The 15,820-nt window shown below is 32.6% G+C and carries 15 protein-coding genes and 2 pseudogenes; 9 read left to right on the top strand and 8 right to left on the bottom strand.

Annotation, left to right across the window (positions count from 1 at the left end):
* Positions 1 to 48: 48 nt before the first annotated feature.
* The 3 genes from serA to MUA60_RS09110 form a co-directional block, all read right to left on the bottom strand.
* Positions 49 to 1,644 (bottom strand): phosphoglycerate dehydrogenase, encoded by a 1,596-nt coding sequence (gene serA / locus MUA60_RS09120; protein WP_025905517.1) that lies wholly within the window; start codon positions 1,642 to 1,644, stop codon positions 49 to 51.
* Positions 1,637 to 2,794 (bottom strand): pyridoxal-phosphate-dependent aminotransferase family protein, encoded by a 1,158-nt coding sequence (locus tag MUA60_RS09115; RefSeq protein ID WP_262647982.1) that lies wholly within the window; start codon positions 2,792 to 2,794, stop codon positions 1,637 to 1,639. The genes serA and MUA60_RS09115 overlap by 8 nt, the downstream gene beginning before the upstream one ends.
* Before the next feature lie 101 nt (positions 2,795 to 2,895).
* Positions 2,896 to 3,339, bottom strand: coding sequence for an SACOL1771 family peroxiredoxin (locus MUA60_RS09110; protein WP_037588539.1), 444 nt, complete (start codon positions 3,337 to 3,339; stop codon positions 2,896 to 2,898).
* A gap of 73 nt (positions 3,340 to 3,412) precedes the next feature.
* On the opposite strand from MUA60_RS09110, the gene MUA60_RS09105 reads away from it, so the two are divergent.
* The 3 genes from MUA60_RS09105 to MUA60_RS09095 all read left to right on the top strand — a co-directional run bounded on the left by MUA60_RS09105 (position 3,413) and on the right by MUA60_RS09095 (position 5,624).
* A complete protein-coding gene (locus MUA60_RS09105; protein WP_262647981.1) occupies positions 3,413 to 4,165 on the top strand; it encodes a glycerophosphodiester phosphodiesterase in 753 nt (250 codons plus the stop codon).
* A gap of 80 nt (positions 4,166 to 4,245) precedes the next feature.
* Entirely contained in the window at positions 4,246 to 4,797 is a 552-nt protein-coding gene (locus tag MUA60_RS09100; protein ID WP_025907016.1) for a helix-turn-helix domain-containing protein, read from the top strand.
* Positions 4,761 to 5,624, top strand: coding sequence for an IS3 family transposase (locus MUA60_RS09095; protein ID WP_103361549.1), 864 nt, complete (start codon positions 4,761 to 4,763; stop codon positions 5,622 to 5,624). Before MUA60_RS09100 ends, MUA60_RS09095 begins: the two co-directional genes overlap by 37 nt.
* 210 nt (positions 5,625 to 5,834) lie before the next feature.
* On the opposite strand, the pseudogene tnpA (MUA60_RS09090) reads toward MUA60_RS09095, so the two are convergent.
* The 3 genes and pseudogenes from tnpA (MUA60_RS09090) to MUA60_RS09080 form a co-directional block, all read right to left on the bottom strand.
* Positions 5,835 to 6,248 (bottom strand): annotated as a pseudogene (gene tnpA / locus MUA60_RS09090) (IS200/IS605 family transposase); the annotation flags it as partial.
* A 180-nt stretch (positions 6,249 to 6,428) separates the two neighbouring features.
* Positions 6,429 to 7,031 (bottom strand): 30S ribosomal protein S4, encoded by a 603-nt coding sequence (gene rpsD / locus MUA60_RS09085; protein ID WP_262647980.1) that lies wholly within the window; start codon positions 7,029 to 7,031, stop codon positions 6,429 to 6,431.
* Positions 7,032 to 7,256: 225 nt separating this feature from the next.
* On the bottom strand, positions 7,257 to 7,721 hold the full coding sequence (locus MUA60_RS09080; protein WP_262647979.1) for a GAF domain-containing protein: 465 nt from the start codon (positions 7,719 to 7,721) through the stop codon (positions 7,257 to 7,259).
* A 136-nt stretch (positions 7,722 to 7,857) separates the two neighbouring features.
* Between MUA60_RS09080 and ezrA the strand changes: the two genes are divergently transcribed.
* The 6 genes and pseudogenes from ezrA to tnpA (MUA60_RS09050) form a co-directional block, all read left to right on the top strand.
* Positions 7,858 to 9,552, top strand: a complete 1,695-nt coding sequence (gene ezrA / locus MUA60_RS09075; protein WP_262647978.1) for a septation ring formation regulator EzrA — start codon at positions 7,858 to 7,860, stop codon at positions 9,550 to 9,552.
* Positions 9,553 to 9,733: 181 nt separating this feature from the next.
* Positions 9,734 to 10,213, top strand: coding sequence for an IS200/IS605 family transposase (gene tnpA, locus MUA60_RS09070; protein WP_103362102.1), 480 nt, complete (start codon positions 9,734 to 9,736; stop codon positions 10,211 to 10,213).
* Positions 10,214 to 10,437: 224 nt separating this feature from the next.
* Positions 10,438 to 11,583 (top strand): cysteine desulfurase family protein, encoded by a 1,146-nt coding sequence (locus MUA60_RS09065; protein WP_262647977.1) that lies wholly within the window; start codon positions 10,438 to 10,440, stop codon positions 11,581 to 11,583.
* The gene (gene thiI / locus MUA60_RS09060) at positions 11,573 to 12,790 is read left to right on the top strand and encodes a tRNA uracil 4-sulfurtransferase ThiI (protein WP_262647976.1); all 1,218 of its coding nucleotides are present in this window, start codon (positions 11,573 to 11,575) and stop codon (positions 12,788 to 12,790) included. Before MUA60_RS09065 ends, thiI begins: the two co-directional genes overlap by 11 nt.
* 47 nt (positions 12,791 to 12,837) lie before the next feature.
* Entirely contained in the window at positions 12,838 to 13,611 is a 774-nt protein-coding gene (locus tag MUA60_RS09055) for a sulfite exporter TauE/SafE family protein (RefSeq protein WP_262647975.1), read from the top strand.
* Between the two features lie 170 nt (positions 13,612 to 13,781).
* A pseudogene (gene tnpA, locus MUA60_RS09050) lies at positions 13,782 to 14,195 on the top strand (IS200/IS605 family transposase); the annotation flags it as partial.
* A 210-nt stretch (positions 14,196 to 14,405) separates the two neighbouring features.
* Here tnpA (MUA60_RS09050) and MUA60_RS09045 read toward each other — a convergent pair.
* Together MUA60_RS09045 and MUA60_RS09040 are read right to left on the bottom strand one after the other, a co-directional pair.
* Entirely contained in the window at positions 14,406 to 15,269 is an 864-nt protein-coding gene (locus tag MUA60_RS09045; protein ID WP_103361549.1) for an IS3 family transposase, read from the bottom strand.
* A complete protein-coding gene (locus MUA60_RS09040) occupies positions 15,233 to 15,784 on the bottom strand; it encodes a helix-turn-helix domain-containing protein (RefSeq protein WP_025907016.1) in 552 nt (183 codons plus the stop codon). The genes MUA60_RS09045 and MUA60_RS09040 overlap by 37 nt, the downstream gene beginning before the upstream one ends.
* Between the last annotated feature and the right edge of the window lie 36 nt (positions 15,785 to 15,820).

Raw genomic sequence — 15,820 nt, 5'->3', positions numbered from 1 at the left:
GCATAAAAAAACCACGTGTCAGTATTGATCTAACGCGTGGTTTATTGTTTATAGTTGTTTATTTAGTTCGACTTTTTTAATGCTTTGGAAACCATCAATAGCAAATAAGTCATCTATTGTTTCATCTGAAGCTTCATCATCTATAGATAATATCATTAATGCTTCTCCACCGATAGAATGTCTACCTAAGTGCATTGAAGCAATATTGATGCCATGTTCTCCTAAGATTTGTCCCATTTTACCTACGATACCAGGTCTGTCATTATGATGGATAAGTAACATGTGTTTTTCTGGTTTGAAATCTACAGGATAGTCGTTAATTCTTACGATACGAGGTCCATAACCATTTAATACAGTTGAACCGATTTTAATAGAATGGTCTTTGTTCACTAATTCTAATTCAATATAGTTGCTGAAACCATATTTTTTACTATTTTTTTCGATTTGATACGTTACACCTTGTTCATTTAACAATACGAGTGCATTGATTAAATTAACATGATCACCTAAGTCTTGTTGTAAGACACCCATAACAAGTTGTCTAGTAATTAAACTTGTATCATCTAATGCAATTTCACCATGATATTTAATTTTTAATTCTCTTGGACCTTTTTCAAATAGTTGGATACCCACTTCACCAGTTGTTCTACTTAATTCTACAAATGGTCTCAGTTCTGCTTCAACTTCACCAGACATTTGTGGTGCGTTTACAGCATGTAAGACGTTATTATTTTCAAAGATATCAATGATTTCATTTGCAACAGATACTGCAACTTTTTCTTGAGCTTCGATAGTTGAAGCACCAAGATGTGGTGTTACGATAATTTTTTCATGTTGCGTAAGTGGTGTGTTATTTGCTGGTTCTTCGGTAAATACGTCTAGTGCAGCTTTTTCGATTTTACCTTCATCAAGTGCTTTAATTAAGGCATCTTCATCGATAATACCACCTCTAGCTACGTTGATGATTTGTAAGTTAGGTTTCGCTTTATTGAAGAAGTCTTCATTAACTAGTCCTTTAGTCTTTGGTGTAAGAGGGGTATGCACTGTAATGAAGTCTGCTTGTTCAGCAATTTCGTCTACAGTTGCTCTCGTAATTTCTAAACGTTTCGCGTCATCGCTAGATAAATAAGGATCAAATGCAAGAATATTCATGCCGAAACTTTGAGCACGTTTGGCAACACCTAAACCGATTCTACCTGCACCAATTACGCCAAGTGTCTTCTTGTATAATTCAGTACCACGATATTTTTTTCTATCCCAATTACCTTCTTGTAATGAGCGATGTGCTTCTGGAATATTTCGAGCCATAGAAAGAATCATTGCCATAGAATGTTCAGTTGCAGAAATAGTGTTACCATCAGGCGCATTAATAACAAGAATACCTTGTTTAGTTGCGTGATCGATATCAATATTATCAACACCAACACCAGCTCTAGCTACAACGCGAAGATTTTTCGCTGCATCTAGAATAGGGGGTGTGATTTGAGTTTGGCTTCTTACGATTAAAGCATCATAGTCACCGATAATGTTAACGATTTCCGATTCACTCAAGCCAGTTTTGATGTCTATTTCGAATTTTTCATGATCTGTTAAACTTTTTAAACCTTCTTCTGATATTGGATCGACTACAATTACTTTAAACATATTGATTAACTACCTCCTGGAATTTTGAAACACCTTTACCAAGTACTGATTGTTCACGTATTTCTGAAAGTATAATTTCTAATGCGCTAATAAATTGCAACATGTCATTTGGAGAGACTTTACCCATGTGACCAACTCTTAATATTGTTCCTTTAAGATGCTGTTGACCACCTGCAATTGTTATGTTGAATCTATCAAGTAATTCATCTTTAATCGTCTTAACTTCATCTTTATTTGGTACAAAAGCTGTTACAGTAGGTGAAGCAAATTCATCTTCAACTAATAGTTCCATATCTAAAGCTTTTAAACTTTCTCGAACGGCTGTTTTACATACTTCGTGTCTTTTGATTGTATTTTCAAATTTTTCTTCTTGAATTAAATCACAATAAGTTTGTACACCTCTAATAAGTGATACAGCTGGTGTGAAAGGTGTTGAATCATCGTTTAAAGAAGTTATGTATTTATTTAAATCTAAGTAAAATCTTGAAGTTGTCACTTCTTTAAACCTTTCGATAGCTCTATCATTATATGCTACAAATGCTGCGCCAGGTGGTAACATGATTGCTTTTTGACTACCTGAAACGAGAACATCGATGTTGTCTTGTTCCATATCTACTTCAACTGCGCCAATAATACTAACGCCATCTACTACAAAATAGATGTCAGGATTAAATTGTTTAACTAATTTTCCTAAAGCATTAATAGGGTGTTTAACAGAAGTAGACGTTTCACAAAATTGTGTGAATACGGCTTTAACATCAACATTAAGTGAGTTTAAATATGTTTCAAATTCTTTTAAATCGACACCTTTTCCCCATTCAACTTCAAAAATATGTGCCTTAAATGGATAAGAGGATGCGATTTTTCTAAACCTATCCCCAAAAGCGCCTGAAACAATAATGACAATATCATCTTCAGGATTTGCTACATTAACCATAGCTGCTTCAAGAGCACTTGTTCCTGATGAAGTTAGAATAGCAACAGGGTGTTTAGCCCCAAAAATTGTTTGTAAATCTCTCGATGCTTGATGAATAATTTGACTAAATTCCTTTGTTCTATGTCCTGTCATAGGTTGATTCATACTTTCTAAAATCTCCCTAGGAACAGTTGTAGGACCTGGTGCGAGTAATAAAGAATCATGCTGATACATATATATACACTCCTTACTGAATTTATGTTCTATATTGTAGCAAAGAAAATAGTAAAATAATAGTGAATTTATTGAAAATTCTGATTAAAACGCTTTCATTACTAAAATCTTATTTCACCTGTTGCTACAACTTGAACATTACCAGCTAAAGCACGTGTTATCATACAAGATTCTTCTGCTTTTTGAACAAGTCTGTTTAATCTTTTTTGTAAATTTTCATCTGGTTCTTCAGATAAATAAATAATAGGGAAATGTTCTATTTTTTTATAAGTGATCACACCATCTTCGAAATCAACATGACCTTTAGAATCCACTTCGATTCTTTCGATATCAATTTCAGAGCGTTCAATCATTGCTGCCAATGTAATCATATAGCAAGTTGAAGCTGCACCTAGTAGCATCTCGTCTGGATTTGTACCGATTTCTGGTCCATCCATTACTTCAGGGATTGATACGCGAGTAGATAAATTATCAGTTGTAATATGGCCAGAAGCATTTCTGCCTTTAGTCCACGTTCCTTTTAAATTAAAAATATGTGTTGTCATATTCATGTTCCTTTCTATAATTAAAAATATTTGGGTATAATCTATAGTATGACTGATTTTAAAGGAGTAGACAATGAATGTGAATAATCAAAATTGCAAATTAAAAGTTGCACATAGAGGTGTTCCATCGTTAGCACCAGAAAATACAATGATTTCTTTTAAACATGCAATAGAATTCAATATAGATGTTCTTGAAATAGATATACATAGAACGATTGATGGTGAACTCGTTGTTATTCATGATCCAACGACGAAACGTACTTCACAAGAAAAAGGGGTCATCAGAAAATTAACATACGAAACATTGAAAAAGTATGATGTTGGTAAATGGAAAGGGCAAGCATATATTGGTGAGCAAATTCCGTTATTTCAAGATGTACTTAAATTAATAAAAGACACACATTTAAAGCTACTTATAGAAATCAAGCAACCCGAAAACTATCCAAATATTGAAGAGGATATCATCTCTATGATCAAACAACATGATATTTCGTATAATCAAATTATGATTCAGTCATTTAATAGAAATTCAATTCAAAAAATAAATACTTTATGGCCTGAAATAGAATTAGGTGTATTGATTAAGAAGAAAGACCGATTTATAAGTAAAAGGGAAATTAACAAAATAGGGGAGTATGCAAACTATATTAATCCGAATTATAAAATTGTCACGAGAAAATTTGTAAAGTCAGCACATGCATCGCAACTTAAGGTATTACCATATACAATTAATGATAAACATACGGCTCAAAAAATGTTAGATTTGGGTGTTGATGGTTTAATATCGGATTATGCACATTTATTAGATGAATGGATGAAGTCATAAATTATAAATCAAAACCACCCGTTTAGGTACTGCACCCCTAAAGTTAGAGTAAAAAAACTAACTTTAGGGGGTGTTTTAATATGACAAAATATAGTGATGAATTTAAGTTGAAAGTTGTAAGAGATTATCTAGATGGCCATTATGGTTATCGAAAATTAGCTAAAAAATATAATATACCTGATAAAATTATTATACGAACATGGGTAAAAGCCTTTCAATCATTCGGTGTAGATGGCATTAAAAAGAAACAGAAAAAGACAGTTTATTCTGTTACATTCAAAATAAATGTATTAAACTATATGAAAAGAACAGGCGATTCCTTCCAAGATACAGCGATTAAATTTGGCCTAAATACCCCATCTATTATTGTGCGATGGAAAAAGATATATGACAAAGAAGGTGTGGAAGGACTCGAAAAGCCGAAAGGACGACCTCCCATGAAAAAGAAGAAACAGAAGAAATCTAATCAAAACCTATCACGAGAAAAAGAGTTAGAGCTAGAAAATGAAAATCTTCGATTAGAGAATGCTTATTTAAAAAAGTTGAACGCTTTTCGAGAGAATCCGAGTGCCTTTCTAGAAAAGCACAAGCAGCAGTGGCATTCGAACTCAAAGAAGAAGGATTCAAATTAAAAGATATCTTAGTAAAGGTTGGTATACCAGAAGCAACCTATCATTACCATGCCAAACAATTACAAAAGGAAGATTTAGATAAAGGTTGGAAGAAAAAGATCATTGAACTTTTTCAAAAACACAACGGTAAATACGGCTATCGTCGTATATATTTAGCTTTGAGAAATCAAGGTTATCTCATTAACCATAAGAAAGTACAACGAATTATGCGAGAACTAGGATTAAAATGTCAAAAATTCACACGTAAATCACGCTATCAATCATACAAAGGTACAGTTGGTAAAGTGGCTGAAAATCGCTTGAATCGTAGATTCCATACATCTATTCGACTTCAAAAATTAGTGACAGATATCACTGAATTTAAATGTGCTGAAGAACAAAAATTATATCTCAGCCCTATTATGGATTTATACAATGGGGAAATCATTTCTTATGGTATATCCAGAAGACCAACATTAGACTTAGTACTTCAATCATTGGATAAAGCAGTTACAATCATTAAGCATGAAGCACCATATCGTACGACGATACATTCTGATCAAGGTTGGCATTATCAGCATAATGCATGGATTAGAAGATTATCGGAACAAAGGATTTATCAAAGTATGTCACGTAAAGCGACGTGTGCGGATAATGCTTCTATGGAGAATTTCTTTGGCATCATGAAGCAGGAAATGTATCATGGAGAAGAACTTGTTAACTATGAAACATTAAAAAGAAGAATTGAGGATTACATCTATTGGTATAACAATGAACGTTTGAAATTAAAATTGGCTGGACGAAGTCCAGTACAATACCGAACTCAATCCAGCCAATTAATAGCATAATGGAAACTCTAACTTTGGGGGGTCACTACCTTAACGGGTGGTTTGTTCTGCGGCTATAAGCCTCTATTACTGACCAGCCCTAAAAGGGCACTGAGAAGATCAGCCAAATGTACTACTTTCCCAGCAACCCTTAAAAGGGTTGTTTTATTTTTTCTTCTTTCGAGTTTCTTCCCCAGTAAAAGGATCTATGTACTCTATCATTGTTAACTATTCTGCTACTATATCCTCTTGTAATTGATTTCTTATATAATTTTCTATCACTTTTTTATTTCTACCAACTGTATCTACATAAAATCCTTTACACCAAAATTTTCTGTTACCATATCTATACTTTAAATGGGCATGTCTATCAAATATCATTAAGCTGCTCTTACCTTTTAAATAACCTACAAATTGAGAAACACTTAACTTTGGTGGAATGCTAACTAACATATGAATATGATCTTTACATGCTTCAGCTTCTATTATTTCTACACCTTTTCTTTCACACAATTGTCTTAAAATAATACCAATATCTCTTTTAATTTTCCCATAAATAATTTGTCTACGATATTTTGGTGCAAACACAATGTGGTACTTACAATTCCATTTTGTATGTGCTAAACTGTTTGTGTCTGATGACATTTAATGCATCTCCTCGTGTTGTTAATTTTGGTTGGCTGACCAAATATTATTCTAGCATGTAGAGATGCATTTTTTAATACAACGGTGAAACCATACTGTACCATACGCATAGCGTATGGTTTTAATTTCACAAAATAAAAAAACCACTTTCGAAATGAAAGTGGTTTTGTTGAACAAAGATTAACGAGAGTAGTACTCAACGATTAATTGTTCATTGATTTCAGCAGATAATTCGCTACGTTCTGGAACGCGTACGAAAGTACCTTCTAATTTGTCAGCATCGAATGATAAGTAATCAGGAACGTGATGACTTAATTCAACTGATTCTAATACGATGTTTAATTTTTGTGATTTTTCACGAACACCGATAGTTTGACCAGGTTTTAAAGTGTAAGATGGGATATCAACACGAGCGCCATCTACAGTTACGTGACCATGGTTAACTAATTGACGTGCTTGACGACGAGTACGAGCTAAACCTAATTGGTAAACTACTGCGTCTAAACGTGAAGCTAATAGTGCCATGAAGTTATCACCGTGGATACCTTTCATGTTACCAGCTTTATCGAAAATAGTGCGGAATTGACGTTCGTTGATTCCGTACATGTAACGTAATTTTTGTTTCTCTTGCAATTGAAGACCATACTCAGATAATTTTTTACGTTGAGTTGGACCGTGTTGTCCTGGTACGTAAGGACGTTTTTCTAATTCTTTACCTGTGCCGCTTAATGAAATACCTAAACGACGTGATTTTTTCCAGTTTGAACCTCTAAATCTTGCCATTTTGAAGTTCCTCCTTTTTCTTGTTTGATTGTTATGAAGAAACAAGAAAGAATGTTAAATGCTCATAGGGATATGTTATATTTGTGTGCCTTCACCTTGCAGCCGCGGTTACACAACACGCCTTCTTTGGGAATAACATAGAGCCTTATAATATTTAACTGCTACTTTCGTTAATTCACACAAAAGCTATTATACATTTTTGTTTTGTTCATGTCAATTTATATTTTAAAGATGGATATGCTTTTCTAGCGTTTTGACAAATAATTCTAACCCTTCAAGATCAGTTCGATCAAATCTTGATTTAACAGGTGCATCTATATCTAACACACCGATGATTTCTTTGTTATAGTATATAGGTATAACGATTTCTGATTGGCTATTCGCATCACATGCAATATGCCCAGGGAATTGATTAACATCTTCAACAAGTTGTGATTGCTTTTCGGCAACAGCTGTTCCACAAACCCCTTTACCAATTTCAATGTCTACACAAGCTGGTAATCCTTGAAATGGACCAAGTTTTAAGGCATTATTTTTAATAAGATAAAACCCAACCCAATTAATGTTTGGTAAGAATTGGTTGATGAACGCAGATGCATTACTTAAATTAGCAATTAAATCTTGTTCTCCTGATAATAAACCATCTAATTGGCGGTTGAGTAATGAATAATCTAGTTGTTGTTCTGACATTTTTATTCCTCATTTCAATATTTATTTGAATTATATTACTATTTTATGATTTTGAATATGTTTTGCATAGAAAAAGGTTTGTTGGAAATATATTTTACGTTATAATAAAGAGAACGATTTAGGAGGAGAATACATAATGGCAATTTATATAACACTTGCAGTTATAATCATTATATTAATTGGTATTGGTATAATGTTATGGTTGCGTACATCAAAGCGAAATTTGATTACTGAGACTGAGCAGCGTAAGCAAAAAATTAAGCAATTACCTTTTCAAGATGAATTAGCGAAGCTTAAAAAATTAAATATCCATGGTGAAGCTAAAGACAAGTATGACCAATTTAAAAGAGAATGGCAAACTGTTTTACAAGAAGATTTAAAAGTTGTAGATGCAAAAATTCATGATGCTGATGCAGAACTTGATAAATTTAAGTTCTCACAATCAGAAGAAAGTATTGCTGATGCTAACAAAATAATGGATGGTATAGAAAAGAAATATATGCGCTTAACTCAGAGTGTTACAGAATTAATGACAACAGTGGAAACAAGCGACAAACTATACGATGAATCTAAACAGATTTATAGAGAAACGAAGAGAGAAGTATTAGCGAATAGACACCAGTTTGGGGATGCTGCTGAACTAATCGAAAAAAACATCGAAGCTTTTCTACCTAGAATTGAACAATATGAAGAACTTGTTGAAGATGGACACTACATTAAAGCAAGTGGTCATATCGATCAACTGAATACGGATATGAAACGTATGCAAGAAGATATGGAGGAAATTCCATTATTGATCAAAGATGTACAAAAAGAATTACCAGGTCAATTCCAAGACTTGAAATTCGGATGTAGAGATTTGAAAGTTGAAGGTTATAACCTTGAACACGTTAAAGTAGAAGGGACGCTTCAAACTTTACGTGGCAAATTAAATTTAGTTGAACCATTGATTGGAAGATTAGAATTAACGAAAGCTGAAAGTATTATTAATGAAATTAATGATGCTTTAGATGATATGTATGATTTAATCGAACATGAAGTAAAATCTAAAAATACTGTCGAACAATCTAAAGAAATTATTACAGATGAATTATTCCATGCTAAAGATATGAACTACACACTTCAAACTGAAATTGAATATGTTAAAGAGAACTATTATATTTCTGAAGAAGATGTACATAAAGTAAGACAGTATGAGAATGAAATTCAAAACTTAATCAGTGTATACGATGAAATTTTAGGTGAAATGGCTAAAACAAATGTACGCTATAGTGAAGTTGAAGATAATCTACTATATATAGAAGAACATGTTAAAGTAATTAATGATAACCAACAAAAAATACAAAATCATTTAGTTTCTCTTAGAGAAGACGAAGCTACAGCTCAACAAAATACATTACGTGTTCAATCTAAGAAAGAAGAAATATATAGAAATTTATTAGCATCTAATTTACCAAGTGTACCTGAAAGATTTATCATTATGAAAAATGAAATTGATCACGAAATCCGTGAAGTAAATAAAATCTTTAGTCAAAGACCTATTAATGTACAATATGTGAAAGATAAAGTAAGTAACATTGTACTTCAAATGAATAAATTTGAAGATGAAACAACAGATGTACTTATTAATGCTGTTCATGCTGAAACATTAATTCAATATGGTAATAGATACAGAAAAGAAAATAATGAACTGAATAAGAGTCTTAATGAAGCAGAAAGACTGTTTGCTAACAATAGATATAAACGTGCTATTGAAATAGCTGAAGCAGCGCTTGAAAAAGTAGAGCCGGGTATCAGTGAAAAAATAGAAGAAGATGTAAATAAACGATAAGAACGTTTTAAAGGCAAAGACATGGTAAATGTCTTTGCCTTTATTTATTTGTGAAATTAAAACCATACGCTATGCGTATGGTACAGTATGGTTTCACCGTTGTATTAAAAAATGCATCTTTACATGCTAGAATAATATTTGGTCAGCCAACCAAAATTAACAACACGAGGAGATGCATTAAATGTCATCAGACACAAACAGTTTAGCACATACAAAATGGAATTGTAAGTACCACATTGTGTTTGCACCAAAATATCGTAGACAAATTATTTATGGGAAAATTAAAAGAGATATTGGTATTATTTTAAGACAATTGTGTGAAAGAAAAGGTGTAGAAATAATAGAAGCTGAAGCATGTAAAGATCATATTCATATGTTAGTTAGCATTCCACCAAAGTTAAGTGTTTCTCAATTTGTAGGTTATTTAAAAGGTAAGAGCAGCTTAATGATATTTGATAGACATGCCCATTTAAAGTATAGATATGGTAACAGAAAATTTTGGTGTAAAGGATTTTATGTAGATACAGTTGGTAGAAATAAAAAAGTGATAGAAAATTATATAAGAAATCAATTACAAGAGGATATAGTAGCAGAACAGTTAACAATGATAGAGTACATAGATCCTTTTACTGGGGAAGAAACTCGAAAGAAGAAAAAATAAAACAACCCTTTTAAGGGTTGCTGGGAAAGTAGTACATTTGGCTGATCTTCTCAGTGCCCTTTTAGGGCTGGTCAGTAATAGAGGCTTATAGCCGCAGAACAAACCACCCGTTAAACGAGTGGTTTTGATTTTCTGAGTTCATAGATGTTTTTTCTAAGTCAATTAGTATATCTATACGAAATGACTTGTGGTATCATTATATAATGAAAAAAAGAGGTGACAGTATGATATATCTTGATAATGCTGCAACGACAAAGCCTAATGAGGACGTTATCCAAACATATACACAAATGAATCAACAATACTTTTTTAATCCAAATAGTCCTCATTCAGCCGGCATAAAGATTGCTCATTTACTTGATAAAGCAAGAGAAAATATTAAACAATATTTAAATTTAAAAGATCCATTCAATATTATATTTACAAGTGGTGCTACCGAATCGAATAATATCGCACTTCAAGGGATGGCCAAAGCGAAAAAGAGATTTGGTAATACAATCCTTACAACTAAAATGGAACATCCGTCAGTTCTTGAAACGATGAGAGGATTAGAGGACGAAGGTTTTAATTTAAAATATATTAAAACGACGAATGATGGGAAATTAGATATATCATCTTTACAAGAATTGCTTAACGATGATGTTGTACTTGTTACATGCATGCATGTCAATAATGTAATGGGGCAAATTCAACCGATTGAAGAAATTAGTCGAATTTTAGAAGAATATCCTAAAGTACATTTTCATCTAGATGGCGTACAAGGTTTTGGGAAAATACCTTTAGATATTAATTTAGCAGATAGTTATAGTTTAAGCGCACATAAATTCCACGGATTAAAAGGTTCAGGTATTTTGGCGATTAAACAAATTAAATCGATTAAACAGATTATATTTGGTGGCGGACAAGAGCAAGGCTTAAGAAGCGGTACAGTTAATGCACCTGTCAATATTGCATTAGCAAAAGCGATGAGAATAATGAACGATCGTATGGAAGATAATGCTCAAGTATTAAGTCAAAGAGGTAAAGAAATTAGAGCTTTTGTAGAACAATATAAAGGTGTCTTGGTTAATTCACCAATCGATGCAGCACCATATATATTAAATATTTCTTTTCCAGGTGTTAAAGGTGAAGTATTAGTCAATGCATTTTCTAAATTTGAAATTTATTTGTCTACAACGAGTGCATGTTCTTCAAAGAAAAGTTCTCATAATGAAACGTTAAAAGCAATGGGATTAAGTAACCTTGTTATTGAAGGAAGTATAAGAATAAGTATTGCACCAGATTTAACGAATGAACAAATAGAACGTTTTAAAGATGCCTTTGATAAAGTATATAAAGAGGTAAAGGAGTTAATAAAATATGAATTATGATCACATATTAGTGAGATACGGAGAGCTGACTTTAAAAACAGGTAATAGAAATATGTTTGTGAATAAATTAAAAGCAAATATCAAAAGTCGATTAATGCCACTTCAAGGTTATAAAGTACGTGCAAATCGTGACCGTATGTATATCTATGTACACGAAGGTTCTGACATTGAAGAAATGATAAGCAGAATTCAAACTGTGTTTGGCGTACACTCTGTAAGTCCAGTAGTTCGAATTGAAAAAGATTTAGATTTAATGAAAGAAGTCGCTTTAAAGTTTGCGCATGATTTTAAAGAGGGAGACACATTTAAAATTGACGTCAAACGTGCAGATAAAACGTTTGAACTTGATACTTTTCAATTGCAACAAGAGTTAGGTGGGTATGTACTTCAAAATACTGATCACATTATAGTAAATGTTAAACATCCAGATCATAAAATTAAAGTAGAAGTTCGTAAAGACGCTATTTATATGTACAATCGTGTACTTGAAGGCGCTGGTGGATTACCTGTAGGAACTGGTGGTAAAACATTACTTATGCTTTCAGGTGGAATAGATTCACCAGTAGCAGGTATGGAAGTGATGAAACGAGGCGTGACAATTGAAGCTATTCATTTTCATAGTCCGCCATATACAAGTGAACAAGCTAAACAAAAAGTAATCGATTTAACAAAACAACTTGCACACTTAACAGGCGATATCAAATTGCATATTGTACCTTTTACAGAACTTCAAAAGCAAATTCATAAAGTCGTTGAAGAAAGCTTTACAATGACAAGTACAAGAAGAATGATGTTAAGAGTTACTGAGAAAGTAGCACATGAAATCGGTGCACATGCAATTGTAAATGGTGAGAACTTAGGACAAGTAGCAAGTCAAACATTAGGTAGTATGTATGCCATTAACAGTGTAACATCAATGCCTATTTTACGTCCGTTACTTACATTTGATAAAGAAGATATTGTTAAAAAGGCGAAAGCAATTAATACATTTGATTTATCAATTCAACCATTTGAGGATTGTTGTACGATTTTCACACCAAAAAATCCGAAGACAAATCCTAAACTAGAAAAAGTGGAATATTTTGAATCTAAATTTGATTTTGGTCCACTAATTGATGAAGCGGTTAAAAATGTAGAAACACTTACAATTTCTAAGCATGATGATTTGAATCAACAAAAAGACGAATGGATGGATGAACTACTTTAATACGAACGTTGGGATGTCGTTATCATTAAAGTAGAGGAGATATCCATATGGAGTTTGATTTAAATATATTATTAATCATTATTTTATTTGGTTTAATTGCATCATTTATCGATTCAGTTGTAGGTGGAGGAGGATTAATTTCTTTACCTGCATTACTAGCAGTGGGAATGGATCCAGCTACAGCTCTAGGTACAAATAAATTAGCGAGTTCATTCGGTTCATTTACGAGTGCGATGAAATTTATAAGAGCGAAGAAAGTAGATTTCGATATTGTAGGTAAATTATTTCCATTATCCTTTGTAGGTTCGATATTTGGTGCGATTACTGCCACATATTTACCACCAGAATATTTAAAGCCATTGGCAATTATTATACTGGCACTAGTAACTATATACTCAATTGTAAAGAAAGATTGGGGAGACATTAATCGATATAAGAAATTGTCACTTAAAAAAGCAATCTTGTTTATTATTGGAGTAACGGTAATTGGTTATTATGATGGATTTCTTGGAGGCGGAACAGGATCATTCTTCCTATTTGCTTTATTAATGATTGGTCTTGATTATTTACACGCAGCCGGAAATGCTAAATTTTTAAACTTTGCTTCTAACATAGGTGCATTACTGCTATTTATGGTTTTAGGACATGTCAATTATATCTATGGATTAAGTATGGCAGTATCTATGGTAATCGGTTCATATTTAGGAGTTACATTTGCTATCAAAAAAGGCGTATCTTACGTTAAAGTATTATTTATTATTGTAACGATAACGTTAATTCTCAAAAATCTATATGACTATATTAGTAGTCACTTTATGTAAAAAACACCTTAGCGTTTATGCGCTAAGGTGTTTTAATTTGTGAAATTAAAACCATACGCTATGCGTATGGTACAGTATGGTTTCACCGTTGTATTAAAAAATGCATCTCTACATGCTAGAATAATATTTGGTCAGCCAACCAAAATTAACAACACGAGGAGATGCATTAAATGTCATCAGACACAAACAGTTTAGCACATACAAAATGGAATTGTAAGTACCACATTGTGTTTGCACCAAAATATCGTAGACAAATTATTTATGGGAAAATTAAAAGAGATATTGGTATTATTTTAAGACAATTGTGTGAAAGAAAAGGTGTAGAAATAATAGAAGCTGAAGCATGTAAAGATCATATTCATATGTTAGTTAGCATTCCACCAAAGTTAAGTGTTTCTCAATTTGTAGGTTATTTAAAAGGTAAGAGCAGCTTAATGATATTTGATAGACATGCCCATTTAAAGTATAGATATGGTAACAGAAAATTTTGGTGTAAAGGATTTTATGTAGATACAGTTGGTAGAAATAAAAAAGTGATAGAAAATTATATAAGAAATCAATTACAAGAGGATATAGTAGCAGAATAGTTAACAATGATAGAGTACATAGATCCTTTTACTGGGGAAGAAACTCGAAAGAAGAAAAAATAAAACAACCCTTTTAAGGGTTGCTGGGAAAGTAGTACATTTGGCTGATCTTCTCAGTGCCCTTTTAGGGCTGGTCAGTAATAGAGGCTTATAGCCGCAGAACAAACCACCCGTTAAGGTAGTGACCCCCCAAAGTTAGAGTTTCCATTATGCTATTAATTGGCTGGATTGAGTTCGGTATTGTACTGGACTTCGTCCAGCCAATTTTAATTTCAAACGTTCATTGTTATACCAATAGATGTAATCCTCAATTCTTCTTTTTAATGTTTCATAGTTAACAAGTTCTTCTCCATGATACATTTCCTGCTTCATGATGCCAAAGAAATTCTCCATAGAAGCATTATCCGCACACGTCGCTTTACGTGACATACTTTGATAAATCCTTTGTTCCGATAATCTTCTAATCCATGCATTATGCTGATAATGCCAACCTTGATCAGAATGTATCGTCGTACGATATGGTGCTTCATGCTTAATGATTGTAACTGCTTTATCCAATGATTGAAGTACTAAGTCTAATGTTGGTCTTCTGGATATACCATAAGAAATGATTTCCCCATTGTATAAATCCATAATAGGGCTGAGATATAATTTTTGTTCTTCAGCACATTTAAATTCAGTGATATCTGTCACTAATTTTTGAAGTCGAATAGATGTATGGAATCTACGATTCAAGCGATTTTCAGCCACTTTACCAACTGTACCTTTGTATGATTGATAGCGTGATTTACGTGTGAATTTTTGACATTTTAATCCTAGTTCTCGCATAATTCGTTGTACTTTCTTATGGTTAATGAGATAACCTTGATTTCTCAAAGCTAAATATATACGACGATAGCCGTATTTACCGTTGTGTTTTTGAAAAAGTTCAATGATCTTTTTCTTCCAACCTTTATCTAAATCTTCCTTTTGTAATTGTTTGGCATGGTAATGATAGGTTGCTTCTGGTATACCAACCTTTACTAAGATATCTTTTAATTTGAATCCTTCTTCTTTGAGTTCGAATGCCACTGCTGCTTGTGCTTTTCTAGAAAGGCACTCGGATTCTCTCGAAAAGCGTTCAACTTTTTTAAATAAGCATTCTCTAATCGAAGATTTTCATTTTCTAGCTCTAACTCTTTTTCTCGTGATAGGTTTTGATTAGATTTCTTCTGTTTCTTCTTTTTCATGGGAGGTCGTCCTTTCGGCTTTTCGAGTCCTTCCACACCTTCTTTGTCATATATCTTTTTCCATCGCACAATAATAGATGGGGTATTTAGGCCAAATTTAATCGCTGTATCTTGGAAGGAATCGCCTGTTCTTTTCATATAGTTTAATACATTTATTTTGAATGTAACAGAATAAACTGTCTTTTTCTGTTTCTTTTTAATGCCATCTACACCGAATGATTGAAAGGCTTTTACCCATGTTCGTATAATAATTTTATCAGGTATATTATATTTTTTAGCTAATTTTCGATAACCATAATGGCCATCTAGATAATCTCTTACAACTTTCAACTTAAATTCATCACTATATTTTGTCATATTAAAACACCCCCTAAAGTTAGTTTTTTTACTCTA

It is taken from the genome of Mammaliicoccus sciuri, assembly GCF_025561425.1.
Taxonomy (GTDB): Bacteria; Bacillota; Bacilli; order Staphylococcales; family Staphylococcaceae; genus Mammaliicoccus; species Mammaliicoccus sciuri_A.
This window is presented reverse-complemented; position numbering and strand designations above follow the sequence as displayed.